Genomic DNA, 24850 nt, shown 5'->3' with positions numbered 1-24850 from the left:
CCGACGATACTAGCAACATTCGTACTGTAGGTTGCCGGTATGGCTGACGACGGAGTTCGCGCATACGGCTCGGTTGCGCCCCTGAAGGTGGGATTGCTGAACGACTATCCGACCAGTGGCGACACCGACAACAACACCGTTGCCGCAGTGCAGTTGGTTATGGAGGAGGCTTATGCCTCAGGGTTGATCGATCGGCCGGTCGAGCTGATCCAACGCAATGTCGTCGGACTGCCGAACGGCTCTTACCAGGCGGTGGAGCGCGCTTTCGATGAACTGGTGGACGAGGGGTGCCTGGCCATCTTCGGTCCGTGGGTCTCCGACAATGTGGCGCCGCTGCGTCCGCATGTCGATGCGACGGCCAAGGTCCCGATCATCACGCTGTCGGGATCCGAAGGCGCGCTGGGGGAGTGGTGCTTCGCGCTGAACAACGGCTCGATGGCCGAGGAGCCGGTGATGCTCGCCGCGGTGATGATCGGTGACGGCCGATCCCGGATCGCAATCGCCTACGAAGCTTCGCTGATCGGCAAGGAATATCTTGCCTTCGCCGAGAAAGCCTACGCAACAGCAGGATTGAATGTTGTCACCACGGTTGCCATCCCGCAGGTGGAAGCCGACAAGGCCGCAGCGGTGGCCGCGTTACGCGTCGCCGATCCGGATGCCCTCGTGCATGTGGGGTTCGGCCATGGGTTGTGGGGCTTCACCGACGCGCTGCGGGAAGCCGGCTGGGATCCGCCCCGGTACACCACAACCGCTTTCGAGATGGCCCACATCAACGCCGAATGGATGGGTCACCTCTCGGGCTGGGTCGGCCTGGACAGCTATGACGAGCGAAACCCGGTCGGACAGGCGTTTCTGGATCGATTCGAGGCGCGATACGGACGCCGACCGGGCCACTCGATGCCGGGTCTGTCCCACGATGCCGCGACCGTCATCGCTCGCGGGCTGGCACTGGCGCGCCCGCTGACCGGCGAAGGGGTCAAGCTCGGCATCGAACAGGTCAAGCTCATTCCGTCGGCGAGCGGAGCGCCAGGCACCTTTCTGAGGTTCGGCCGATACATTCGGCAGGGTTGGCTGGGCTCGGATTACCTGATCGCTCGTCGGGTACTGCCGGACGGCTCTGCCCACGTGTTCCATGCGGCGCCGAGCGAGAACATTTCACGCGCTGTCGGTGTGACTGCCCGCTAATTGGATGGCGCCGAACACCGGCGCTGTCACGATGCCGGGCGGTTCACTCAGCACATAGGGGATGGCGCGGACCGCCCCCATCGCGATCATCAAATGACCCGGCATGGCGTGCTGGCCGGTGGGCAACTGCCCATCCCAGCCGACGTCCAGTTGCAGTTCGAAGCCCGGCACACCCTTGATTACCGCGCGAATCAGCGGTGCTTTCTCCCCGGGCCGCAGTGGGGTCAGACCCCACTGAGGGAGGTCGCGGGTCAGCACCCATTCCTCGTGGATGGCCAGCAGCGGCCGGCCCGACCAGTGGCCTACCCAGGAAAACCTCTGTCCCACAACAGTTCCCGCCGCTATCCGGCCGGCGGTGACCTCGATGTCGTGCGGCAGTGTGGTGGCGTCCACCGCTATGTCGATATGCGAGAGGGTGATGCCAAGGACGTCAGCGGTGGCGTTGAGTGCCTGACGGTAGGCCAAGTCGAGCTTCTTGATGATCGGTGAGTCGATGTTGACGTCTTCGGGTGGGCGTCCCATGCCCATCAAGTCGACGAGCATCGGCCGGCTGGGGACGGCCGAGACGTCGGTGGCCTCGTAGAGATCGATGCGGTCAATACTCTTGCTCAATCCGGTCACGGTCGCGACGAGTCGCTCGAACATGAAGCCGGGATTCTCGCCGGCGGCGTGGAATCGCGACCCGCCCTGCTGGCACGCCTGCACGAACGCCGCCTTGGTATCGGCGCCGTAGGTGGGCAGGTGGTTGTAGGACGTGGTGGTGATGACGTTGGTGCCGCCCGCGAGCAGTCGGCAGATGTCCTCGGCGTTGGTCTCGACAGCATGAGCCTTGCTTGCCGCATGGACGACGACGTCCGCGCCCAATGCGGTGATCTGGTCTTTATCGGTCGTCGCGCGCACCCCGGTCGTGGGCGGTAAACCGCACAATGCCCCGGCGTCCATGCCCGCCTTGGCGGGGTCGTACACCAGCACGCCGACCAGTTGGAAATCCGGATTCTCAATAAGCTCCTGCAGCGCGGCACGGCCGACCGCGCCGGTCGCCCATTGCACGACTTGAATGGCCAATCGAACGCTCCAGGTTGCGGTTTCGGGTGTCGGCTCGCTCTGGTCGGTCCAACATACATGATGTAGGTTTGCAACCGACGTCCTGTAGGTTGACCCCGGTAGGAGGCGTGACGTGGCGGAACCGGCGCTCACCGACGTCGATCAGCGCATCCGCGAAGCGCAGCTGAAGTTCAACGCCGGCATGGGAGCCGACGGAGACGCCACGCCCTACCCATTACTGCGTGAATTGCGCGCCAAGGGCGCCGTTCACCCAGGGTGGCCGGAAATGGGCGTACCCGAGGATCTCGGAAACGGAAAAAGGACTTACACCGCGTACTCCTTCGACGCCGTCAAGGCGGTATTCACCGACAACATCACCTTCAGCACCCGGTGCTACGAAGACGTGGTCCGGCCGCTACAGGGGCCGACGATCCTGGAAATGCAGGAGCCTGAGCACGCCATCTACCGCAGGCTGCACGAGTTCGCCTTCGCGCGCTCCTCAATGAAACGTTGGGAGGCTGAACTCGTTGGCCCACTGGTGGACCGCACCATCGCGAAGTTCCGGGACAACAGCCACGCCGATCTGGTGGACGCCGTGTTCATGCCGATTCCGGTGCGGGTGATCGCCGCCCTACTCGGGTTACCGCAGGCCGACATCGGTGAATTCCACCGGTTGGCGATCGACCTGCTGGGGTTCCGCGGCGATATGGCGACCGCGATGAAGGCCTCCGCCGAGATGAAGGAGTACTTCATCGGAGTGCTTGCAGACCGGCGTAAGTCGCCCAAGGACGACATGGTGACGATCCTGTCGCAGGCCGAGATTGACGGCGTCAAGATGTCGGACGAGCAGATCTACGGGTTCATGCGCAACCTGCTGCCCGCGGGAGCGGAAACCACGTCGCGGTCAACCGCCAGCCTGGCGATGGCTCTGTTGACCCACCCCGATCAACTCGACGCCGTTCGGGCTGACCGAAGCCTGCTCCCGCAGGCCATCGAAGAAGGCATCAGGTGGGAGACTCCACTGCTGAACTTCATGCGTGAAGTGACCAGCGACCTGGAGTTCTTCGGAATGAGTATCCCCAAGGGCGCAACGATGATGCTGAGTCTTGGCAGCGCTAACCACGATGAAACCCGGTGGGACGATGCCGAAACATTCAACATCTTCCGGGATCGCAAGCCGCACATCGGGTTTGGTCACGGTGCGCATGTTTGTCTTGGCATGCATCTGGCGAGGCTGGAAAGCACCAAGATCTTCAACGCATTATTCGACGAACTGCCGGGCCTGCGGCTCGATCCCGATGCGCCGCCCCCGTACGTCACCGGCACCATGTTCCGTTCGCCGCCGCGCCTCGACGTGGTCTGGGACTGAGCAGCTGCGGAAAACGCTCATATCCTGCGCGGGTCGCCAAAACCGGTGTAGCTGCGGATCAATGGGAGATCCGCCATCGTCGCGAATCCCGGTGGCGCAGCGCAAACGGCAGCAATGGCGTTGACCACCTGCATTGCCACGGCAATCAGCCCGGCGCGGACGTGCTCCTCGATAGATGCCGGCCGCGAGTAGCTGGCCAAACAAAAGTAGTGCACGCGCATCGATGGATCGCCTTCGAGCGTGAGGGTCCAACCGTCCTGTGGCTTTGGCCAATGTTGGGGATACTCACCCCCCACCGTCCACAGCGTCTCGAACTCGATCACTGGCTCGCCGTTGCGGTGTCCGACGAATTGCCAGCGCTGCCCTGCGGTGGTGCCGGCTTGAACCACATGATCGAAGATCTGAAAATCTTTGCTGGCCGGAACCGCATCAACGCTGACCGCGACGTCGTCAATCGCGGCGTGCAGGGTATCGGCGATAAACCAGGTCTGCTGGGTAAAGAGAGCGGTGTTGAACGTCAGAAAGTCATTGGCCGTCGGGGTGATGTCTTCGACGGGGCGGCCGAACCACATCCCGTCGAAGGTAATGTCCGTGCTCTCCCACAATGACCAATCCGCGCGTTCCTGGAGCGTGAACCGGTCGATGGTGCGGCTCATGCCGGAGAGCGCGAGCGGCAACACACCTGAAAGGTTGCCGGGATTGAGCCCGCTCGCGTGAATGGTGCTATTGCCCTTCTGGCAGGCGGCCAGGAGTCGCTCACGGTCGGCATCGGGAAGGCGTTGCGGGTGAAAAAGGAACGAGACGGTGGCGACGTTCTTTCCGCTCGCCAGCAGCGCGCAGACGTCGTCGAGGTTGCTGAACGACGGCGCGTACAGCACCAGGTCGGCGTCCAGGGCAAGTATGTGTGCAACATCTGTCGTCGCGGTCACGCCGATCGGCTCGCGGCCCACCAAGGTTCCGACGTCAACACCGTGCTTGTCGTCGGAATAGACGCGGGCGCCGACCAATTCGATGTCGGGACGATGGTCGAGGATCGTGGTGACCATCTCGGATCCCACCGCACCGGTTGCCCACTGGATCACCCGAAGCGGGGGGCCGGTATCCATAGCGATAACGTTAGTTCTCGAACTCTAAAATCGCTATTCTCAGACCGATCTTGATCCGCCCGTCGTTGTTCACCCGACTCGATGTGTCTTGTTCAGTGCCGAGGCGCGAGGTGGACGATGTCGCTCACGACCGTGGGGTTGGCGCGCGAGATGGCGATCAAAGAGAGCATTGTGTTGGCTACATCGTCGAGCGCGGACATGCGGGAGGGAATCTGGCCTTCCTGCAGCCAGGCGCGGTACAGATCCGCTAAGAGGTCACGGTCAGCGCCGCGCAGGATTTCGGTGTCTTCGGTGGGACCCACGCTAACGCGAATAACGGCAAGATCTGGGTGCTCGGCTCGCCAGGAGCGCAGGATCTCATCAAGTGCAGCCTTGCTCGCGTGGTAAGCCGCCACACCGGCGCGCGGGCGTCCCACATCATGGCTTGACGCGACAAGCGCGACCGCGTTCTCGGCCAGGTGCGGCAGCACGGCGCGCAGCACGTGCGATGCGCCGACGGCGTTAACGGCGTAGGTGTGCATCCAGGTCGCTACGTCGGTTTCTTCGATCAAGGAGAACGGCACGGCGGCACTGGTGAACACCACGGCATCGAGTTCACCAAAAGCTGTGGCCACCTCCCGAACGACGGATTCGATTGCGCGCGGGTCGGATACATCGAGTTCATGTGCGGACCCGTCGAGTTGCTCGGCCAGTGCCGACAGCAGGTCCACTCGCCGGGCGGCGAGGGCGACTCTGGCGCCCCTCGCATGTGCTGCCTCGGCCAATGCCCGCCCAATGCCGGAGGATGCCCCGACGATCAGCATCTTTGTGCCTGCAATGTTCGAATGCCGATCGGCCATAACCTGGTTTTCCTATCTGCCGCAGTCGTCGATTGCACGGTATCGCGCCGAGGGTTCAGCCGCGGCATTGCGACCCTCATTCTGTGATGTGAGAACATCTATTCTCGGAGGGCAGGGAGGCGATGTGTTCCACTTCAACGACCGGATTCTGGTCACCGGTTCTGTTGCGCTCATTGGATGCGCCCCGGCGGCCCATTGGGCGACGCGGGCCGGTGACCAAACATGACGGAGACCGTCAAACCCGGCGCGGATTCCGAACTCGCGACAGCCGTGAGCCCGGGTCGGTCACGGTGGCCGGCCAGAGTGGGCTGGGGAATTTTCACCGTCGCGTATCTGCTATTCGCGTTCTTTACCGTCGCGGCAATCGAATCCGGCAATCGTGGCGATGTCCGCACCGCCAATCCGAATCCAGGCCCAGCACCGTACCCGCCGTTCCTGGGCTATGACAACTGGCCGCTGGTTATCGCGTTCAGTTCTATCCCTATGGCGATCGGTTTGGTCGCGGCGTTGGTATGGCTTTCGGTACGCCAGCGCAAGGTTCATTGGGCGGTCGTGATCGCTTTCGCCGGCCTGATCACCGGTGCGCTCGATCCGCTCGCCAACTGGGCGACATTCGCGATTTTCGATCCACGCATGTTGCATTTTCCGTTTTCCTGGCCATATGTGAACATCTCGCCGAATCTCGAGCCGGCGTTGGCATTCCTCGGTGGTTACGCGGCCTACTATCTGCTCAACGGCTTGGGCATGTTGCAACTGCACGACCGCTTGCTCGCCCCGGTCTTTCGCTATTCGAGTTGGCTTGCGAGGCATCGGCTCGTCGCAGTTTTCCTGGGCGCCTTTCTTGTCGCCATACCGATCAACGGACTGGTTCAGTTCACCTGGATGAGGTTCGGAATCTTCTTCTATACCGAAGCCGTCGGTCCCGTGTTGCGGGTCGGACACATACATTTCCCGCTTATCATGGCGATATATGACTCGGTGATCTTTGCGATGGTCGCGGTGATGTGTGTCCGTGATGAAGAGGGCGATCTGGTGCTCATCAACCGGATTGCCCACCGGCTTCCGACTCGCCGGGGCAGGAGCAAGGTGACGCTGACCCGCCAACTGCTGATCTCGGTTTCGGTGGGCCTGGTGTCTTTCGCTGCGCCGTTGGCGGTCCTGGCAGGGCTGCGCACTGCGGGCCTGTCGCGCCCGGCCTACGACCAGAATCCCTATCCCGATGTCAAGGTGTACGACCCGTACGGTCATCTCGAGCAGGCTGGTAAGCCGGGGCCGTTCTACCGGTGAGTGAGAGGTAGCTGATACGCCGTCGACCTACATCCTCATGCGGGACGACCGTGCGGTGGGGGGGATCCTGGGCGAGGCGCCAGGCCGCCAGGGTCGACGCCGAGGTGGTCGAAATCGACGGCAGCCATTCACCGTTCTTCGCCCGGCCGAATGAGCTGGCTGAGGTGTTCGAATCCGCCTACTAAGCCTGAGCGACCCCCACATCCACCGAAATCGCCGTCGCTGTGACGTATTTGGATTGGTCGGACGCCAACCATGCGACCGCGTCTGCGACATCTTCCGGCATGGTGACCACGTTGGGGAGAAGTTGTTTACCGAAACCGAATTGCAGGTGCGGATACGACTCCGCAGCCTGCTGCATAGCGTCGATCATCCGGCCCGTCCCCATCGGTGTCGCGACAGAACCCGGGTGAAGGCTGTTGACGCGGATGTTGTAGCGGCCCAGCTCGGCGGCGAACGAGCGGGTGAGCCCGGTGATCGCGTGCTTGCTCGCGGTGTAGGCCACCATGAAGGGCTCCCATTTCACGCCCGCCGCCGAGCCGATGAGAATGATCGATCCGCCGCGTTCACCCGCGATGATGTGCTTGGCGCCGGCCATGATGGTGTTCCACGTGCCGACCAGATTTATGTCGACGGTGTCCTGGAAAGCGCGGTGGGACACCTGGTCCCAGGGCGCGGGGCAACAAATGCCAGCGTTGGCGACGATCACGTCGAGCCGTCCGAGTTCGGCGACCCCCTGTTCGACAGCCGCACAAAGACCATCGTGGTCGCGGGTATCGACGATCGCTGTGACGGCACGCCGACCGTTCGCGGTGACCAGATCCGCAGTCTCTGCAAGATCTGCGGGAGTGGCCGAATCATATGGAACACTCGGCGGCAACGGACCGGCGATATCGACGAGGATGATGTCGGCACCCTCGGCGCTCAATCTCGCGGCATGAGCGCGGCCCTGGCCGCGGGCGGCCCCGGTGATAAGTGCAACTTTGCCGGTCATACTTGGCACAGCCGTACGCTACACCATTCAACTATGGGTGAGAATGAGCCCTTCCGCTATATGAGAATGTTTGTTTTACCGGTGGTAGCGTCTTTGTGCATGGGCGTTCTTGACGGGCAAACCGCGTTCATCCTCGGAGCATCCGCCGGCATTGCTCAGGCAAGTGCACGGCTACTGGCGGCGGACGGGGCGTCGCTCTATCTGCTCGGCCGATCAATGCGGCGACTAGAGGTGACGCGCGACGGCATTTTGGCTGCCGTTCCGAACGCCGAAATCGTGCTTCAGAAGGGCGATCCGGAGGATGAAGAGACCGTCGCAGCTGCTGCACAGGCGGCCCATGACGTCAACCAACGGCTCGATATCGTGGTGGGCACTGTCGCCGCCGGAGGCACCGGTCCACTAATCCAACAGGACCTCGCGACATTCACCGATTTCGTCATGGGAAATCTGCGATCGAACTTTCTTGCTCTGCGCTACTCGGCGCCGCTGATGAACAACGGAGGCGCAATCGTATTCATCTCATCGACATCCGCGAAGATTCCGATGGAGGGCTTGGGTCATTACTCCGCGGGCAAAGCGGCGCTCGAGATGCTCATCCGGGTGGCGGCGTCTGAACTCGGCTCGCGCGGCATCCGCGTCAACGCGGTCCGCCCGGGACTCACCGCAGCGGCGACCACCCAGGGCTACATTCACTTAGAGGAATTGACGAGTAGCTTCTTGGAACGGGTGCCGCTGGGCCGGCTGGGCGTATCGGACGACATCGCTCCCGGAGTGCGGTATTTGGCCGGCCCCGAATCAAGCTGGGTCACCGGCCAGAGCTTCGCGATCGACGGGGGCAACGAGGTCCGGGGAGCTCCGCGCGGTCCGATGTTCACCGTTTAGTCGAACGCAATCGCGTTGCGGGGCGCGGTAATCGGCAAATCCAGCGATGTGGCGATACCTGGCGCCGCATCCACCACATAAGGGATGGCATTCACGACTCGCATCGCCGTCGCCTCCATCGCATTGTCATTGGCCGACGCTGCGGTGTCATCGGTACCGAGGCGCAGGTCGCACGCAATGTGTGGACTTCCCTCAATGACGATGCGGTAGGTTCCATTCGGTGCCGACGCCCACTCCGGCGCAAGATCTGGGGCCATGCGGTTGATGTGTTCGATGGTGATCACTGGGTGCCCGTCGACGACTCCGGTGGTCTCGGCTCGCACCGCTCCGCAGGTACCCGCCGGAATCAGTCCGCAGGCAACGTGCAGGTCCCGCGGTGTCATCACGCGTTCATAGCTTTCGGTGACCTTCTCGAGCTCGACACCGAGCGCCCGGGCAACGAGGCCGATAGGCGGTCCCCATGCGAACTGTTGCGCGCCTTCCAATTCAAGCAGCGGTGTGAAATCGAGGGGACGGCCGAAGCCCATCGCGTCGAACATCAGGTACTCGTTCGGATAGGCCGAGTAGTCGAAGATCTCCTGGGCGCGGACGGAGCGAATGGTGTTGGACAAAGTCGACAGCAGCACGGCGAATTGGTCGCCTGCGAAGCCCGGCTCGATGCCTGAGGTGTAAATGGTGACGGCGCCGGCCAGTGCCGCAGCACGAACCTGGTCGGCGAGAGGGGCGATCCACCTGTCGGGGAACATCATTCCGGGGGTATTGGTGGTGACCACGTTGATGCCGGCTGCCAATAGTCGAACATAATCACGAACGGCGGCCGCGTCCATCTCGGGGCTGGCCGCGGCGTACACCACACAGTCGGGCTTGAGCGCGATGATTTCGTTCAAATCGGCGGTGGTCGTCACACCAATGGGGCCGAGCCCGACGATCTCCCCGACATCCCGGCCCGTCTTCTCGGCGCTGTGCACCCACACGCCGACGAGTTTCAGGTGGCGGCGCCGGACTATTGCACGCAGCGCGAGGCTGCCCACGCCGCCGGTGGAAACCACTGCCACTCGCAGCACTGTGTCCTCCATCGTGTTGCTCCTCCTTACCGTCGTGCCAGCAATCGACTCAGTTGTTGTGCCAGTTCTGACTTCTTGACCTTCCCGCTCGCCGTGAATGGAAGATCTTGCTTCGCCGTGACCCAGATGAACTTCGGCACCTTGTACGCGGACAACCGAGCGCGCAATTCCGATCGCAGCGCTTCCCCGTCAAGCGAGGCCCCGCCTCGTGGCACCACCGCCGCGGCGACGACCGTTCCGTCAGCAGCATCCTCGGTGCCGACGACGTATGCCTCCAGCACGCCGGCGCAATCGGCCAGTGCGAGTTCGACTTCGCCGGGTGTGACGTTGGTGCCGCCCCCGGTTTTGATCAGGTCCCCGAGCCGGCCGGTGAATGTTATCCAGCCGTCGTCGTGGCGTACGCCGCAATCGCCTGTGCGGTAGTAACCGTCAGGAGTGAAGACATCTTCGCGTTCCCGCTTATACAGGCGTTGCATCATCGAAAAACCTCGAACCCAGATCTCACCCGGCGTGCCGTCAGGCACCTGCCGCCCGGTAGTGGGATCAACGAGAATATGGCTGAGCCCCTCAACGGAAAACCCGCCGGTTTCTGCCCGTTCGGGCGGTTGCGGCGGGTACGGATCCACCCCAATGTGATTGCCGCACAACTCACTCATGCCCAGCGCGTTGGGTCCCTGGGGGCGGCGCTCGGGCGGGACCATTGCCGGCATGCTGGTGCGGCGTACCGATGTCAGGTCGCGCCGGGCGAATTCAGGGTGTTCGGCGAGCGTCTTGCCTTGCTGCGGCCAACCCAGCGTGATCGTCGCGCGATAGCGCTCGATGAGTTGCAGTGCCTCGGTTGCGTCGAATGCCGGTTGGGTAACGAGCGTCGCACCGTGGTGAATGACCGCGTGCAGGCCTGTAATCAAGCCGCCCACCCAAAAAAACGGCATGGCGGTGAACATCACGTCTTCGCGGGTGACGTCGTAAGTAAAAGTGAGGTTGTAGGTATGGCGGACCAAGGCTCCGTGGGTGTGGACCGGACCTTTCGGATCCCCGGTACTGCCCGAGGTGTAGATGATCGCCACCTCATCCGCCGGTGTCACACATGACTCCACCTCCAAGAGGAAGCTCGCTTCGCTATCCGACGATGTGCCGTCTGTCGCCAATGTCGTCGTCCATGCCCCGTCGGACTGTCCCCACACGGCGACGGTGCGCAGGTAGGGAGCTTGGGACACCGCGATACGGCCCGGGCGGTGCTGACCGGCCAATCCCGGCAGGGCCTCTTCGAGCCTGGACAGGAAGTCGTGGTTGCGAAACTTCGACCACGTAAGGACGGCTCGCAGGTCGGCATGCCGGGCCGTCCAGGCCAACTCGGGAGCTTGGTGAAAGGTGTTGAGTGGCACGGCGACCGCGCCGATGCGGGTGACAGCAAACCATGCCAGCGCCCAATCGACGCTGTTGGGCATCAGGATCCCAATGTGGTCACCTTTACCGATGCCTTCGTTCAGCAGCGCGGCCGCCAATCTGGCCGACCGCCGGTCGAGACCGGTATAGGTCAACTCCTGCCCGCCCGCGATGAGGAAAGGTTCGTTCCCGAAGCGTGCCGCGCTGGACCTCACCAACTCGGGAATGGTCGGCACAATCTGCGGGAAGGGCATAGGCGCAGGATAGTAGCCTTGTCCCAATACGAGAACTCCGGTTCTCGCTTTGCGACGCCGGGCTACACTGATTCCGGTGTCGACCCAATCAGGGAATCCCGCGGCCGTCGACCGAGTCGACCGGGTCGAGTCAAGCCTGGCTATCGGTCAGCTGCCCAGCCGATACGCGATGGCCTTGGACGCGCGTGATCTGGATGCCTTGGTGGCGCTGTTTGTCGATGATGTCGACGCGGGCGCGGGAGGACGAGGCAGGGATGCGCTCAAACGCTGGTATGACGGCGTCCTGAGGCGTTTCTATCGGAGCATCCACCTGGTCTGCGGCCACCAATTCGCTTTCGACAGTGCCGATCGCGCAACCGGATCGGTCTACTGCCGAGCCGAACACGAGGACGGCGACGGATGGTATGTCATCACCATGCGCTACGACGATGTGTACGAACGGCGTGACGAGCAGTGGTGTTTCGTCAGGCGGCGGGAGCATCCCTGGTATTCGGTCGACGTCACCGAGCGCCCTGGGCCAGAGTTCATCCGCTGGCCGGCCGATGTTCAGCTGCGCGCGGCTATGCCCGACCGGATGCCGACTTGGCGCGCGTTCTGGGCCGCCGGAGACCCCGCCCAGCCACAGCGGCTATCACGGCGGCCCTGAGGGGTCACCCGCTACGATCACGTAGAATTGTCATTCTCATTAGTGGAGGTCGACATTTCCGGCGACAAGGTACTCAGCGGGGTCCGGGTCTTAGAAATTGCCGCTTGGACATTCGTGCCCTCGGCCGGTGCGGTGCTGGCCGAGTGGGGCGCCGAGGTCATCAAGGTGGAGCCACGCAACGGCGGTGATCCACAGCGTGGTCTGGTGACCATGGGCATCGTGGATGCGGGCACCCGTGCGGTGAACTACATGATCGAAATCCCCAACCGGGGCAAGAAATCCATTGGCGTGGATCTGGGAACGCCGGGCGGTCAGGAGGTCATCCGGCGCCTCGCCGCAACCTGTGACGTGTTCCTGACCAGTTATCTGCCCAGCCGCCGCAAGAAGCTGGGCATCGATGTCGATGACATCCGGGCTGCCAGCCCCAACATCGTCTACGTGCGTGGCTCGGGGCACGGTCCGAAGGGGCCTGATGCCGACACGCCAGGCTATGACGGCGTCTCATACTGGGCGCGTGGTGGTATCGCGACCGTCCTGACCGAAGACGCCGAGGAATTGGTGCGCTCGCGTCCCGCGTTCGGTGATCTGCTGGGAGGAATGACGATTGCCGGCGGGATCGCCGCCGCGTTGTACAAGAAGGCGACCACCGGTCGGGGATCGATCGTCGACGTCTCCCTGCTTGGCCTGGCGGCCTGGAACCTCAGCCCCGATGTCGCGGTGAGCCAACTGCACGGCGGCAGCTCGATCCCGAAGTTCGGCCACGCCGATGCACCGAACCCGCTCGTTGGTACCTATCGCACCAGTGACGGCCGATACGTGCAGTTGATGATGCTGCAACTCGATAAGTTCTATCCAGAGGCAATGCGTGCCATCGGCCTGCCCGAGTTGATCGACGACCCCAGATTCGCCGATCCCGCTTCGCGATTCGCCAACCGCAGCGAGCTCATTTCGCTGATGGACGAGGCTTTTGCGCGTCATACTCTTGCCGAGTGGCGTACGCGACTGGCTGACCTCTCCGGCGCGTGGGGTGTCGTCCAGACGCCGGGGGAGTTGTGTCAGGACCCGGCGGTGACTGCCAACGGCTATGTCGCACAGACCACCACGATGAACGGCGCACCATTCGCGCTTCCCACCAATCCGGTCCAGTTCGACGAACAGCCCGTGGTACCCCCTGGCGCGCCCGAACATGGCCAGCACACCGAGGAGGTGCTGATGGACGCAGGCCTCGATTGGGACACGATCCTTGCGTACAAGGACACCGGGGCCATCCTGTGAGCGCGACAGTGCCAGGCACCGTACCCGACGAACGCCTGCAGTTCGATCCTTTTTCTGATGACTTCTTCAACGGAGCATTCGAAACCTATCGGCGCCTTCGGAATGAAGCACCTGTGTACTACAACGACAAGTGGGATTTCTGGGCTCTGACGCGGTACGACGACGTGGCGCCGGCCACCAAGGATTACGAAACCTATTCCTCGGCCAAGGGCGCCACGCTGGACATGGTGAAGGCACACGACAACGCAATCCCGGTGCCCAAGGTGATCATCTCGATGGATCCGCCCGAACATCAGAAGATGCGGCGGTTGGTCAGTAACGTATTCACCCCGCGTGCCATCGCGTCGCTGGAAAACATGGTGCGCGAGAAGATTTACGAACGCATTGATGCACTCAATCGCCGGTCCTTCGATGTGGTTGCGGACTTCTCGGCACTATTTCCCAACGAGGTCATCACGACGATGCTGGGGGTTCCCAAACCGGACCGTGACCAAATCCGGGTGTGGCTCGATCTTCTTCTGGAGCGCCATCCGGGTGAAATCGCCACGACTGCAGCGGGTTACGAGGCCTCGGTAAACACCGGGATCTACTATTTCAAGCTTGTTCAGAAAAGGCGCGCCGATCCACAGGACGACATGATCAGTCGGCTCATCGAGACAGAGATAGAACGCGATGGTCAGATTGAGAAGCTCACGGATGTGGACATCACCGGATTTGCCACCATGCTGGGAGGAGCTGGGGCCGAAACGGTCACCAAACTGATCGGCAACGCCATGGTCGCGTTCGCCGATTTTCCCGATCAGTGGCGAAAGCTGCGCGGCGACCGTAGCAAGATCCCCGCAGCGATCGAAGAGTTGCTGCGCTACGAGGCCCCGTCCCAGTACCAGATTCGCACCGCCACACGCGACGTAACGTTGCACGGCATCACAATCCCGGAAGGAAGCGCAGTCCTGCTGGTGACCGGTTCAGCCACCCGCGACGAGCGGATGTTTGCCGATCCCGACCGGCTTGACATCGGCCGAGAGCGGAAGATGGGTTTCAACCTTGCTTTCGGGTACGGCGTGCACAGCTGTCTGGGTGCCGCTCTAGCGCGGATGGAGAGTCGCATCGCGCTGAATGCGTTATTGGATCTCGTCCCGGAATACGAAGTCGATCGCAGCGGTTTGCGACGCGTGGCGATGTCGAACGTCTGCGGCTGGGCGAACGTACCGATTCGCAGGCGGGGCTGACTCGGATGAATCAGCCGCTTACGGGTTTGCGCGTCGTCGAGATAGCCACCGAGATTGCCGGTCCGTATTGCACGAAACTGCTCGTCGACCTCGGTGCCGACGTGTGCAAAATCGAACCGGCGCCGGGCGACCCGCTGCGACAATGGGGACCATTCCCGTCCGGCACGCCGGATCCCGAACGCAGCGGGCTCTTCGAATACCTCAATGCCGGCAAGCGCGGTTGCACCGTGGATGCCGCACTGCAGAGCGATGCCGCCGCGGTCCGGGAGATCATCGCGGGGGCGGACATGCTGGTCGAGAACCTGCCGCCGGATGCGCCCGAGCGGGCAGGCTTCGGCCTGGACCGGAACTCGTTGCTGCGCACCAACCCGGGCCTGGTGGTGGTGCGGATCTCCAACTTCGGGCAGGACGGCCCGCTACGGGACCGGGAGATGACTTCCCTGACGCTGCAGGCCGCGTCCGGCTGGGTCAACGTCCGTGAGCCGGGCCGGCCGCCCGTGCAGGCGGGTGCCCGGATCCCGGAATACGTCGCCGGAGCGTACGGGGCGCTGGGCGGATTGACGGCGTTGCGAATGGCCGCCACGGCAAACCGGGTCGTCGAGGTCGATGTCTCGACGTTCGAGTCACTGCTGTCGACGCTGCCATACCCGATGCTGATGGCCGCCCGATTGAAAAGCCTTGGCCTGCCGACCAATTCCAAGGCGGCACCGATGCTGGGCATCGTGCGGGCCGCTGATGGCTGGATCGGGATCAACTGCCTCACCGGCCAACATTGGCTCGATGTGTGCGCGATGGTCGGATTGCCCGAGTTCGGCGAGCTGCAGCTCGCAGTCATGCTGGGCGGCCCCGAGCGTGACGACTTCTTCGCCAAGGCTCAACCGTTTTTTGATGCGATGACGGTCGCGGATCTGGTGGAGCTCAGCCAGGCGATGCGGATCCCTGCGGCGCCAGTCTGCGCGGGGGACACGGTCATGGCGTGTCCGCAGTACGCGGAGCGGGGGTTTTTCGTCGACGCGGGTGGTGAAACGTGGCGGTTCAAACGTCCCGGACCGGCATTTCGACTATCCAAAACGCCCGTCGCACCACCACTTCCGGCGCCTCCCCGGACCCCCGGCAAGCCGCAGGAATGGCGGCAGCGTGATGTCCGGTCGGAGCCTGCCGACGATGCCCGTGAATCCCTGCCGTTTGCGGGTCTGAAAGTCTTCGACCTGAGCACGTTCTGGGCGGGCGCGTACTTGACGTGCTACTTAGGTGCCTTCGGGGCGGATGTGGTCAAGGTCGAGTCCATCCAGCGCCCGGACGGGCACCGCTTCTCGGGCGCGCTGTTGCGCCAAGGGGATGACTGGTACGAGCGGGGCCCGCTCTGGCAGGGCACCAACCTGAACAAACGAGATATCACTTTGGATCTCGCCTCGGCCACCGGCCGCGAATTGGCACTGCGCCTTGCGACCGAAGCCGATGTGGTGGTGGAGAACTTCTCCCCGCGAGTGGTCGAGCAGTTCGGTTTAGACTACGCATCCCTTACGCAGCTCAATCCGGACGTGATCATGGTGCGTATGCCCGGTTTCGGATTGGCCGGGCCGTGGCGCGATTACGTGGGCTGGGCGCTGAACATCGAACAGGTGTCCGGCATGTCGGCCGCGACCGGGTATCCGGACGGCCCGCCGTGCAATTTGCAGGGCCCTGCGGACCCCATTGCGGGTGTGCATGCTGCCGTCGCGCTGCTCGCCGCGCTCGAGCACCGAAGGCGCACCGGCGAAGGCCAGCTTATCGAGGTCGCACAGGTGGAGACGGGCGCGGCGGTGACAGCCGAGCCTGTTATCGAGTACTCGCTGACCGGGAAGGTCCGCCCGCGCGAGGGCAACCGACACCGCAGCTACGCCCAGGGTGTCTATCCGACCAGCATCGAGGACGAGTGGGTCGCCGTGTCGGTGCGCGACGACGCCGACTGGCACGCGGTCCTGGATGCCATGGGACAAGGTGCGCTGCAGAAAGACCCGCGCTTCGCCACACCGACAGCGCGGCTGAGTAACCACGACGCGTTTGATGAGACGCTCGCCCATTGGACCCGCACGCAACGCCCTGATGAGTTGGAAGCGGCGCTTGTGCGGCGAGGCGTGCCGGCGGCGCGACTGCTCACGTCCGACCGGATGTACGACGTCGATCAGCTCCAAGCGCGCGGTTATTACCAGGACCTGGAGCATCCGATAACGGGGCAACATCGCTTCCCGGGCTGGCCTTTTCGAATCTCGCCGGGTACCGGTAGACATCACCGCTCAGCGGCGCCAACCCTCGGCCAGCACAACACGCAGGTCCTGGCGGCGCTGGGCCTTTCCGCTGATCAGATTGAGACGTTGCGCCAGCAACAGGTAATCGGTGAGCGCGTACTGAACGCCTAACTCACCATGGCGGCGATGGTGTCGACGACACAGGCCGGGCGATCGGAGCCTTCCACCTCGACCGTGACCCGCACGGTGGCGCGGCTACCCTTGTCGTTGCGCTCCACCTTGAGTAGCTCTGCCCCCGCTCTGATCCGCGAGTCGACCGGCACGGGAGCGGGAAACCGTAGCTTGTCGGATCCGTAGTTCACCTGCATCGACAGTCCCGACACACGATAGATCTGTTGCACCAGAACCGGAACCAACGACAGGGTCAGGTAGCCGTGCGCGATCGTCTTGCCGTAGGGCCCGGTTGCCGCCTTCTGCGGATCGACATGGATCCATTGGCGGTCACCGGTCGCTTCGGCGAACAGGTCGATCTCCTGTTGGGTGACTCGACGCCAGTCGCTGTGGCCCAGGTGTTGGCCGACGTGCGCTTCGAAGGCGTCGATCCCGTCGTAAACCTTCGCAACGCCTGGGCTCATACCGAGACCTTCAGCCCGAGCTGCTCAATCGCGTTGCCCCCCATGATCTTCGCCTTGACCGACTCGGAGAGGCCGTCGAGCCTGTCCACAAAGCTCAGCGGGTCACCGATGCCCTCCGGATGCGGGAAGTCCGAACCGAACATCACGTGGTCCTCGCCCATGATGTCGATGATCCCCTTGAGGTCGTCTTCCAGGAATGGGTGGATGTAGATGTTGCGCTTGAACACCTCGACGGGGTGTTCGTCGAACTCTTTGGGCATGATCCGGTAGGCGGTGTTGAGCTGTTCGAGCAGATTGCGCACCCAGCCGCTGCCGTTCTCGACGCACAGGATCTTCAAATCCGGGAAGCGCGTGAGCGCACCATGGCAGATCATCGCGGCCAGCGTGTCCTCGATCGCCCGATGCCCCATCACCACCTCACGCAGCGCGCTGGGCTTGAAGGACAGGTATTCGTCGCCGCCCTCCCACTCCATGAGGTGCTTTTGGTAGCCGCTGTCGGAGGCATGCATGGTCACGGGCATCCCGGCCTTGACAACCTCCTCCCAGAACGGATCGAACTCGGGCAGGCCCATCGAGCGGGAACCGCCGAAGCGACTCGGTACCGGCGCGGGGCGGACCAGGAAGGTCTTCATGCCGCGTTCCAGGCCCCAATGAAATTCCCGGATCGCCTCGTCCACCAGCGGCAGGCAGATGACCGGGGTGGCGAAGATTCGGTCGTGGTAATTGAACGTCCAGTGCTCGTGCATCCACTCGTTGAGGGCGTGGATGATGGCGTGGGTCAGGATGACATCGTCGGTGGTGCGCTCCTCGATGAGACTGGCGAGCGTGGGATACATGACGCACTGGTCGATGCCCAGCTCATCCATCAGTTCGAGGCGGGGCGCCGGAAACTGGTAGGCAGGAATGACATCCATTGCCTCGCCGATGAATTCGCGGAAGGTGAGGCCTTCCGGGTTGTTGCCCAGGAAGTAATCCTCGGCGCTGCCGGGCTTGGCAACCCGCGCGAAGGTCGGGTTGGGGATCATGTGGCTGATGTGATCCTTTACGACGAGCTTGGGGCGCCCGTTGACCTCGACATAACCGACCTTGCCGCGGTGTGCCCTCGGCAGATATTTGGTGAGCGCGTCCGTGGTCTCGTACATGTGGTTGTCGATGTCGAAAACCGGGTACGGCAGGGAACGGGCAGGCATGTCACTTCCTCCGGAGCAGCGAATATGATCATTTACGCTCAGTGGAAATGACGTTATCATCTCCCGTTCCAGGCGTCGACCACGGCAGCGGTGGTCGTGATGGTGGCCAGCAGTGCCAGGCTGTTGTCGATGATCGACTCCGCGTATTCCCGCGGATACCCGCTGACCGCGTCCCGTGGCAGCACGAATTGATACCCGCGATTGACCGCGTCCATCACCAGGTTCGGAATCGCAATGTTGACGGAAACACCAACGCCTACAATGGTCTTGATATTCAAGTTACGCAGTACCGAGTCTAGGTCGGTGCCGCACATGGGTCCGACACCGTGCGTGCGGGTGAGGACCAGGTCGCTGGGCTCCGGACCCAGCTCTGGCAACAGTGACGCACCCGGGCTGCCCGGGGTGAGGTCGACCGTGAAGGATTTGCCGGCCGCGAACAGCCGGGCATTGGTGTTGGAACCTCGGCCGTCGGCGCGCCGCTGGACGAGGCAGTGCACAACGGTCACCTCGGCCGACCTCGCGGCAGCAAGCAGTCTGGCGATATTCGGAATGGCCTCGCGTCGAGCTTCTTCCGCGAGTAACGGCAGACCGGCTTGAGGGCCGATCACGCCGCCCTGACATTCCTGGGTCACCAGCGCGGTGGTGACAGGATCGAGAAGTTCTTGCAGGCTCGGTTGAGGCATGAGAATTGACGTTATCGTGTCGCGATGAACTCTTTGGCGAAGCCCTGCGCCCGTTCGATGACTTCGGCGCGGTCCGCTCCCGGTGGCGCGATGGTCAGCCAGGTGACCCCGGCCCGGGCCAGTTTATCGATGGTGTCGTGGCGTTCGTCGCTCGATTTGCTGTCGTCCAACAGGTTTCCTGCCGAGAAGCAGATGTCCAGCGGGGCGGTGCGGCCGATCTCGGCCGCATACTGCCCGGGCCCAGCTGATCGCAGCGTTTAACTCCTCAATGGTCGAGATCTCCGCGGTCCGGGACGCCGTGGCGTAGCCGAACGTGTTGAACGGAGCCCACCCTTGCGCGCGTGCAACGGCGCGCCGGATGGCGGCCTTGCTGTTACCGCCCACCCATACCGGTGCAGGGGTCTGCGGTAGCGGGCGCAACCGGACACCGCGAGCTGAGAATGACGTGCCCTCGTAAGCGATGTCGTCACCGGTGAGAACCTTGCTCAGCACATCCAGCGCCTCGTCGAGCAGAGCGCCACGATTGTCGAAATCGACACCCAATGCCCGGAATTCAGGTTTCAGGTAACCCGCAGCGGTGCCCAGGATGAGGCGCCCACCGGACAGCACGGCAAGGCTTTGAATCGACTTCGCGCCCAGGAAGGGGTTGCGGTACGCCGCGATGTAGACGTTCGTCAGCAGCTTGACATCGGTGGTGGCGGCGGCGGCGAAAGCCAGCGCGACGAACGGGTCCAGGGCGTGATGCCCACCGTGATCCAGCCACTTCGCGTCCGGCGCCGGATGGTCGGTGACATGGACCGCGGCGAATCCGCTTGCCTCGGCTGCTTTGGCGATGTCGTTTATGGCCTCCGCGCAAACGAACTCATCCACTGCCTCGACGCGCTGGGTGGGCAATTCGAGGGAGTACGAGATGGTCACGTGAGTCCTTTCAGGAGAGGAGCGATGCCAGACGCTGCGCGTGGTGATCCGGTGTCCCGAAGATCAGCTGACTGGCCTTGGCGCGGCGGATGTACAGATGGGCATCGTGTTCCCAGGTGAAGCCGATCCCGCCGTGGATTCGCATGTTGTCCAGGCTGACCTGTAGGAACGCCTCGGAACACACCATCTTCGCGACCGACGCCGCGGTCGCCAGCTCGTCGGTGCCGACCACCTCCGCGGCGTGCACTGCTGCCGAACGAGCGCCTTCGACCAGCACCAGCATGTCCGCGCACCGGTGCTTGACGGCTTGAAAACTGCCGATCGCCCTGCCGAACTGGATGCGATGTTTGGCGTAGTCGACGGCCATGTCCAGGCAGCGTCGCGCCGCGCCGACTTGTTCGGCGGCCAATGCGACGACGGCTTGATTCGCGGTGCGCCCCAGAAACCCCGCGGCGTCGCCGTCGGCTCCGATCAACTCGGCTGAAACGCCGTCGAATTCCAGCCGGGCGACCTTGCGGGTTCGGTCGAGTGTGTCAAGTCGGGTGCGGCGCAGACCATCCGACCGGCCCTGCACGGCGAACAGTGAGATACCGGCCGCGGTTTGCGCGGCCACCAGGATGACCTGGGCCGTGTGACCGTCGAGCGCCAGCGGTGCCTGGCCGTGAATGCGGTGAACGGCGCCGTCACGGTGGGCCCGCAGCGTGACGGCGGCCGGATCCCACGCATCGAGCCCGCCGTTGAGAATCAGCGTGGCAGTGCTTGAACCGTCTAGGAACCGCGGGACGAACCGCTCAATCGCATGCTGATCGCCACTGGCCAGGACCGCCTGGGTTGCCAGCGCGACGGTGGCGAAGAAGGGTGAGCACAGCAACGCCGCCCCCATTTCCTCCAGAACCACGGCGAGTTCCGCCATCCCGGCGCCGGCCCCGCCCCATTTCTCGGGAACGGCGATGCCCGTCAACCCTAGCTCGCCGGCGATCTGTCGCCATGCTGTCTCGTCGAACCCGCTGTCTGTCTCCATCAGCCGGCGCACGGTCTCGGTGGTCGACGTCGCGGACAAGTAGTCCCGCACGACGCGGCGGAGGTCGTCGACCTCGGTTGCCGGCACAGATGACCTCCTGCCCACCGATCACGTTGCCTTCCAGTGGCGTTGCAGAAGCACGTGCTCCGGGGCATCTCGTTCAGAACAGGCCCGGGATAAGCGTTGCCGGACCAGGATAGTATGTTTTCTGAAAATAGAGAATAATCATTCTCGGTAGAAGGGGTGGCGGAGTGACGAAACTCGACTACGGGATCTTTGACTGCGACACTCACTGCTACGAGACGCGCGACGCGTTCACCCGCTACCTGCCCAAGAAACTTCACGACCGCGCCATCGCACCCGTCGTCGCCGCCGACGGAAAAGAAGTCATCCTTGCCGGCCACCGGATTGCGACGTTCAACAGCGAGGCCGGGCTGGGCTTCGACCTCGCGTATCGACCGGGCTCGCTCAAGGAAATGCTCAAGCAGATGGGATCGGGAAACCCGGACGAGACCTACGAGCCGCAGCCGATGCAGCCCGAGTACCTGCAGCGCGAGCCGAGGCTCGAGGTAATGGCCCAGCAGAATGTCGAACGCGCGGTGATCTTCCCGGCGGGGATGGCGCTGGCTGCCGAGCACTACGTCGACGACACGGAAGCCCTGTACGCCAACCTGCGCTCGTTCAATCGATGGTTCGACGAGACATGGGGGTTCAACTACCAGGACCGCCTCTACGCCACCGCACTGCTGTCGCTGCGTGACCTCGAGTCGGCCATCAAAGAGACCGAAGCGATCATCGAGCAGGGCGCGCGACTGGTGCTGCTGCCGACCGGGCCCGCCTACGGGCGTTCCCCGGGTGACCCCTATTTCGACCCGATCTACGCCCGGCTGCAGGAAGCCGGGTGCACCTTGACCTTCCACATCCAGCCGTACTGGTACTTCGACGCTATCTCGCCCGACTGGGGGCACAATCCCGATCCCGCCGCGTGGCACATGTCCGCCTGGCAGTGGATGAACATATACGGACAACGTCCGATCGAGGACACCCTGTCCGCGCTCATCTTCGACAACCTCTTCGGGCGCTTCCCCGGCCTGAACGTTCTCGTCGCCGAGCACGGCGCGGAATGGGTGCCCCAGTTCGTCGTCCACATGGACAAGAGTCGGGGGATGGGACGCAACGGGCCCTGGATCGGCGGCAAGCTCACCGAGCGCCCATCGCAGATCTTCCGCCGCCACGTGGGCGTGGTTCCTTACCCCGAGGACGACATTCCGGCCATCGTCGATCGGTTGGGCTACGACGAATGCCTGCTGATGGGGTCGGACTACCCGCACGCCGAGGGGCTGGCCGAACCGGCCGACTTCGTCAAACTGCTCGACCCGCTCGACGACGCCGCCAAGAAGCGGATCATGCGCGACAACGCCGATCAGCTGCTCGGCCGGGGCTGAGCCGCGGAATGGAGCGGGAGGACTCGGCCGACATCGACCTCGACCTACTGCGGGCGTCGGCGCGGGAGTTCCTTTCCGAGCGAGGCGAAAAGGATTCCGTCAAGGACCTGGCCGCCCTGGACTGGACCGGGCTGCTCGTCGATGACGCGATGGGTGGGGCGGGTTGGCGCCCGGTCGAATCGTGCGTCGTCGCCGAGGAACTCGGCCGAGCCCAGGACCGGTCGGCATGGTTGGGGACCGTCGTGGCCGCCGCAGCAGTCGCCTCGGCGCCAGAAGAGACCAGACGGCGGTGGCTGCCCGCCCTGCTCAGCGGTGCTGCCGCAGCGGGACTCGTGACCGATGAGTCCGCACTAGCCGTGCGACCGGACGCGCTGGACGTAATAGTCGCGTTGAGCTACAAGGGAATTGAGCTGCTCGACGCGAGGGCGGTGCGCAGTCATCCCGCCCCTGATCTCCTCGACGTCTGCCGCCCGGTCGGGCGAGTCGACATCACCGGGGCGGCCAGGGTGCCGATCGGATCACCCGAGCGAGCCGACCAGCTATTGGCCGTGGCGCGGCTACTGGTGACAGCCGACTCGGTCGGCGCTGTTTCCATGACGCTCGCGCGGCTGATCTGCTATCTGAGGGAACGCAAGGCCTTCGGCGCGCCGATTGCGAGCTTTCAGGCAATACAACACCGGCTGGTGGAGCTGTTCGTGTTTGAAGTCAAGGCTCGCGCTGTGGTCATGAAGGCCGCGCGCGCCTTGGCAGCCGGCGACGTCCAGGGCGTCGTGTTGGCGACCGTGGCCCACGCCTTCGTTGCCGCCGAGGCGACCGCGGCCGTGGACGAGTGCATGCAGCTGTCCGGCGGGATCGGTTTCACATGGGAGTACCCCCTGCATCACGAACTGCGACGGGTCTTCACGAATGGCCGCCTGATCGGCACGGCCCGCACAAGCCGGGCGCGGCTCGCCGAGGTGTCGGGCTGGTGAGTGATTTCGCCGGCCGGCCGAGCACAGAAGAGTTGGCGGCCTTCAGGAATCGGGTCAGGACGCACATCGCCGAGCACGCGCCACCCTTCGAAGCGCGCGAAGGGCATCGGGCACCGGGGAATGCCGAGCAGGAGGCTCACCTGCGCGCCTGGTTCGCTGGGTTGTTCGACGCCGGCTTCATCGGCGCGGACTGGCCCGTCGAGCATGGCGGCCGCCCGGATCATCATCCCCTGCATGACCGCATCGTCAGCGAGGAGATCCTGCGCGCCCGGGCACCGCGCCCAGTCGAGCAGGTGAATCTCGCCGCTCATGTATTGCTGCACTTCGGCTCCCAGGAACAGCAGCGCATGCTGCTGCCGAAGATCAGACGGGGCGAGCACGTGTGGTGCCAGCTGTTGAGCGAGCCCGACGCCGGCAGCGACATCGCCGGAGTCCGCAGTCGCGGCGTCCGCCAGGCTGACGGCAGTTGGGTCCTGGACGGGCAGAAGACGTGGATCACCGATGGACACTGGGCGGACATGGGCCTGGCGCTGATTCGTACAGATCCGGCCTCGTCGCGCCACCACGGCCTGTCAATCTTCGCCGTGCCGCTGTCCACGCCGGGAGTAGAGGTCCGGCCGATACGCACCGTCGGCGGCGCGATCGAGGTCAACGAGGTCTTCCTGACCGGCGTGGTGCTTGAAGCGAACAGCCTCATCGGTGAAATCGGGCAGGGCTGGTCGATCATCATGGCCGGCCTGGATTTCGAGCGATTCGGCATCGGCGGCAACGTCATCCTGCTCGAGCTGTTGATCGACGACCTGGTGACGGTGGCGAGCAATGCGGAGCTCGACGGCGTACCGGCGCTGCAGCACACCGACATCCGGCAAGCCGTCGCCGGGCTGGTTGTCGAGGTCGAAGTGGCCAAGGCGTTCATCGACGACCATGTGGAACGGCTGATCGTGGGTGCGGATCAGCCCGGTGACGGCTCGGTCGCGAAACTGAGCTTCGCCGAGACGTACCACCGCGTCGCGGCGTATGGTGCCGAACTGGCCGCCACGGCAGGGGATTCGGGCTCGGACGACGCGCACGTCCAGCAAGCCAAAGAACGTCTGCGAGAATGCTGGTTGTGGTCACGGGCTTATACGATCTCGGGCGGGAGCTCAGAGATGATGCGTAATATCCTGGCGAAGCGCCGGCTGCTGTTACCGAGCGGGTGA

22 protein-coding genes and 1 pseudogene are annotated in these 24850 nt (G+C 63.7%); 12 read left to right on the top strand and 11 right to left on the bottom strand.

Translation table 11 applies throughout. From position 1 onward, the window contains the following. Positions 1-39: 39 nt before the first annotated feature. Positions 40-1185 (top strand): ABC transporter substrate-binding protein, encoded by a 1146-nt coding sequence (locus tag A5645_RS24365; RefSeq protein WP_065131350.1) that lies wholly within the window; start codon positions 40-42, stop codon positions 1183-1185. Here A5645_RS24365 and A5645_RS24360 read toward each other — a convergent pair. Further along, positions 1156-2235 (bottom strand): dihydrodipicolinate synthase, encoded by a 1080-nt coding sequence (locus tag A5645_RS24360; RefSeq protein ID WP_065038112.1) that lies wholly within the window; start codon positions 2233-2235, stop codon positions 1156-1158. The genes A5645_RS24365 and A5645_RS24360 overlap by 30 nt on opposite strands. Positions 2236-2362: 127 nt before the next feature. Between A5645_RS24360 and A5645_RS24355 the strand changes: the two genes are divergently transcribed. Continuing rightward, positions 2363-3598 carry a cytochrome P450 gene (locus A5645_RS24355; RefSeq protein WP_065038113.1) on the top strand — a complete coding sequence of 412 codons (1236 nt, stop codon included), beginning with the start codon at positions 2363-2365 and terminating at the stop codon, positions 3596-3598. A 17-nt stretch (positions 3599-3615) separates the two neighbouring features. On the opposite strand, the gene A5645_RS24350 is transcribed toward A5645_RS24355, so the two are convergent. Both A5645_RS24350 and A5645_RS24345 read right to left on the bottom strand, forming a co-directional pair. Then, complete coding sequence (locus A5645_RS24350; protein WP_065131349.1) at positions 3616-4704, bottom strand: NAD(P)H-dependent amine dehydrogenase family protein; 1089 nt, start codon at positions 4702-4704, stop codon at positions 3616-3618. Positions 4705-4796: 92 nt separating this feature from the next. Continuing rightward, entirely contained in the window at positions 4797-5543 is a 747-nt protein-coding gene (locus A5645_RS24345) for an SDR family oxidoreductase (RefSeq protein WP_065038115.1), read from the bottom strand. Between the two features lie 222 nt (positions 5544-5765). Between A5645_RS24345 and A5645_RS24340 the strand changes: the two genes are divergently transcribed. Further along, positions 5766-6830 carry a spirocyclase AveC family protein gene (locus tag A5645_RS24340; protein ID WP_081288541.1) on the top strand — a complete coding sequence of 355 codons (1065 nt, stop codon included), beginning with the start codon at positions 5766-5768 and terminating at the stop codon, positions 6828-6830. Positions 6831-6880: 50 nt separating this feature from the next. Further along, positions 6881-7015 (top strand): hypothetical protein, encoded by a 135-nt coding sequence (locus A5645_RS29180; protein WP_301337003.1) that lies wholly within the window; start codon positions 6881-6883, stop codon positions 7013-7015. Here the strand turns inward: A5645_RS29180 and A5645_RS24335 are convergent. Continuing rightward, the gene (locus A5645_RS24335) at positions 7012-7824 is read right to left on the bottom strand and encodes a mycofactocin-coupled SDR family oxidoreductase (protein WP_065038116.1); all 813 of its coding nucleotides are present in this window, start codon (positions 7822-7824) and stop codon (positions 7012-7014) included. The two genes, A5645_RS29180 and A5645_RS24335, sit on opposite strands and share 4 nt — an antisense overlap. 33 nt (positions 7825-7857) lie before the next feature. Between A5645_RS24335 and A5645_RS24330 the strand changes: the two genes are divergently transcribed. Then, the gene (locus A5645_RS24330; RefSeq protein ID WP_196773103.1) at positions 7858-8706 is read left to right on the top strand and encodes an SDR family NAD(P)-dependent oxidoreductase; all 849 of its coding nucleotides are present in this window, start codon (positions 7858-7860) and stop codon (positions 8704-8706) included. Here the strand turns inward: A5645_RS24330 and A5645_RS24325 are convergent. Both A5645_RS24325 and A5645_RS24320 read right to left on the bottom strand, forming a co-directional pair. Next, on the bottom strand, positions 8703-9782 hold the full coding sequence (locus tag A5645_RS24325; protein WP_065131348.1) for an NAD(P)H-dependent amine dehydrogenase family protein: 1080 nt from the start codon (positions 9780-9782) through the stop codon (positions 8703-8705). The two genes, A5645_RS24330 and A5645_RS24325, sit on opposite strands and share 4 nt — an antisense overlap. 14 nt (positions 9783-9796) lie before the next feature. After that, positions 9797-11410: a class I adenylate-forming enzyme family protein gene (locus A5645_RS24320; RefSeq protein ID WP_065131347.1), complete on the bottom strand. Its 1614-nt coding sequence runs from the start codon at positions 11408-11410 to the stop codon at positions 9797-9799. Positions 11411-11486: 76 nt separating this feature from the next. On the opposite strand from A5645_RS24320, the gene A5645_RS24315 reads away from it, so the two are divergent. From A5645_RS24315 to A5645_RS24300, 4 genes are read left to right on the top strand one after another with little or no spacing between them, the layout of a single operon-like run. Then, positions 11487-12056, top strand: a complete 570-nt coding sequence (locus A5645_RS24315; RefSeq protein ID WP_081288540.1) for a nuclear transport factor 2 family protein — start codon at positions 11487-11489, stop codon at positions 12054-12056. A 42-nt stretch (positions 12057-12098) separates the two neighbouring features. After that, entirely contained in the window at positions 12099-13331 is a 1233-nt protein-coding gene (locus A5645_RS24310) for a CaiB/BaiF CoA transferase family protein (protein WP_065131346.1), read from the top strand. Next, complete coding sequence (locus tag A5645_RS24305; RefSeq protein ID WP_065131345.1) at positions 13328-14560, top strand: cytochrome P450; 1233 nt, start codon at positions 13328-13330, stop codon at positions 14558-14560. Before A5645_RS24310 ends, A5645_RS24305 begins: the two co-directional genes overlap by 4 nt. Positions 14561-14565: 5 nt before the next feature. Next, positions 14566-16959: a CaiB/BaiF CoA transferase family protein gene (locus A5645_RS24300; protein ID WP_065131344.1), complete on the top strand. Its 2394-nt coding sequence runs from the start codon at positions 14566-14568 to the stop codon at positions 16957-16959. On the opposite strand, the gene A5645_RS24295 is transcribed toward A5645_RS24300, so the two are convergent. The 5 genes and pseudogenes from A5645_RS24295 to A5645_RS24275 all read right to left on the bottom strand — a co-directional run bounded on the left by A5645_RS24295 (position 16956) and on the right by A5645_RS24275 (position 21322). Beyond that, on the bottom strand, positions 16956-17423 hold the full coding sequence (locus tag A5645_RS24295) for a MaoC family dehydratase (RefSeq protein ID WP_065131343.1): 468 nt from the start codon (positions 17421-17423) through the stop codon (positions 16956-16958). The genes A5645_RS24300 and A5645_RS24295 overlap by 4 nt on opposite strands. After that, entirely contained in the window at positions 17420-18613 is a 1194-nt protein-coding gene (locus A5645_RS24290; RefSeq protein WP_065131342.1) for an amidohydrolase family protein, read from the bottom strand. Before A5645_RS24290 ends, A5645_RS24295 begins: the two co-directional genes overlap by 4 nt. A 56-nt stretch (positions 18614-18669) precedes the next feature. Beyond that, a complete protein-coding gene (locus A5645_RS24285) occupies positions 18670-19296 on the bottom strand; it encodes a cysteine hydrolase family protein (RefSeq protein WP_065038125.1) in 627 nt (208 codons plus the stop codon). Positions 19297-19307: 11 nt separating this feature from the next. Continuing rightward, positions 19308-20214 (bottom strand): annotated as a pseudogene (locus tag A5645_RS24280) (TIGR03619 family F420-dependent LLM class oxidoreductase). A 10-nt stretch (positions 20215-20224) separates the two neighbouring features. After that, positions 20225-21322: an acyl-CoA dehydrogenase family protein gene (locus A5645_RS24275; RefSeq protein WP_065131341.1), complete on the bottom strand. Its 1098-nt coding sequence runs from the start codon at positions 21320-21322 to the stop codon at positions 20225-20227. A gap of 164 nt (positions 21323-21486) precedes the next feature. Here A5645_RS24275 and A5645_RS24270 point away from each other — a divergent pair, with 164 nt between their 5' ends. From A5645_RS24270 to A5645_RS24260, 3 genes are read left to right on the top strand one after another with little or no spacing between them, the layout of a single operon-like run. Beyond that, entirely contained in the window at positions 21487-22680 is a 1194-nt protein-coding gene (locus A5645_RS24270; protein ID WP_065131340.1) for an amidohydrolase family protein, read from the top strand. Between the two features lie 8 nt (positions 22681-22688). Then, positions 22689-23651, top strand: a complete 963-nt coding sequence (locus A5645_RS24265; RefSeq protein ID WP_065131339.1) for an acyl-CoA dehydrogenase family protein — start codon at positions 22689-22691, stop codon at positions 23649-23651. Beyond that, positions 23648-24850 (top strand): acyl-CoA dehydrogenase family protein, encoded by a 1203-nt coding sequence (locus A5645_RS24260; RefSeq protein ID WP_065131338.1) that lies wholly within the window; start codon positions 23648-23650, stop codon positions 24848-24850. Before A5645_RS24265 ends, A5645_RS24260 begins: the two co-directional genes overlap by 4 nt.

The organism is Mycobacterium asiaticum (genome assembly GCF_001673635.1).
In the GTDB taxonomy this organism is placed as follows: Bacteria; Actinomycetota; Actinomycetes; order Mycobacteriales; family Mycobacteriaceae; genus Mycobacterium; species Mycobacterium asiaticum_C.
Note: the sequence above shows the minus strand (reverse complement) of the source record. Positions and strands in the feature narration are given on the sequence as shown.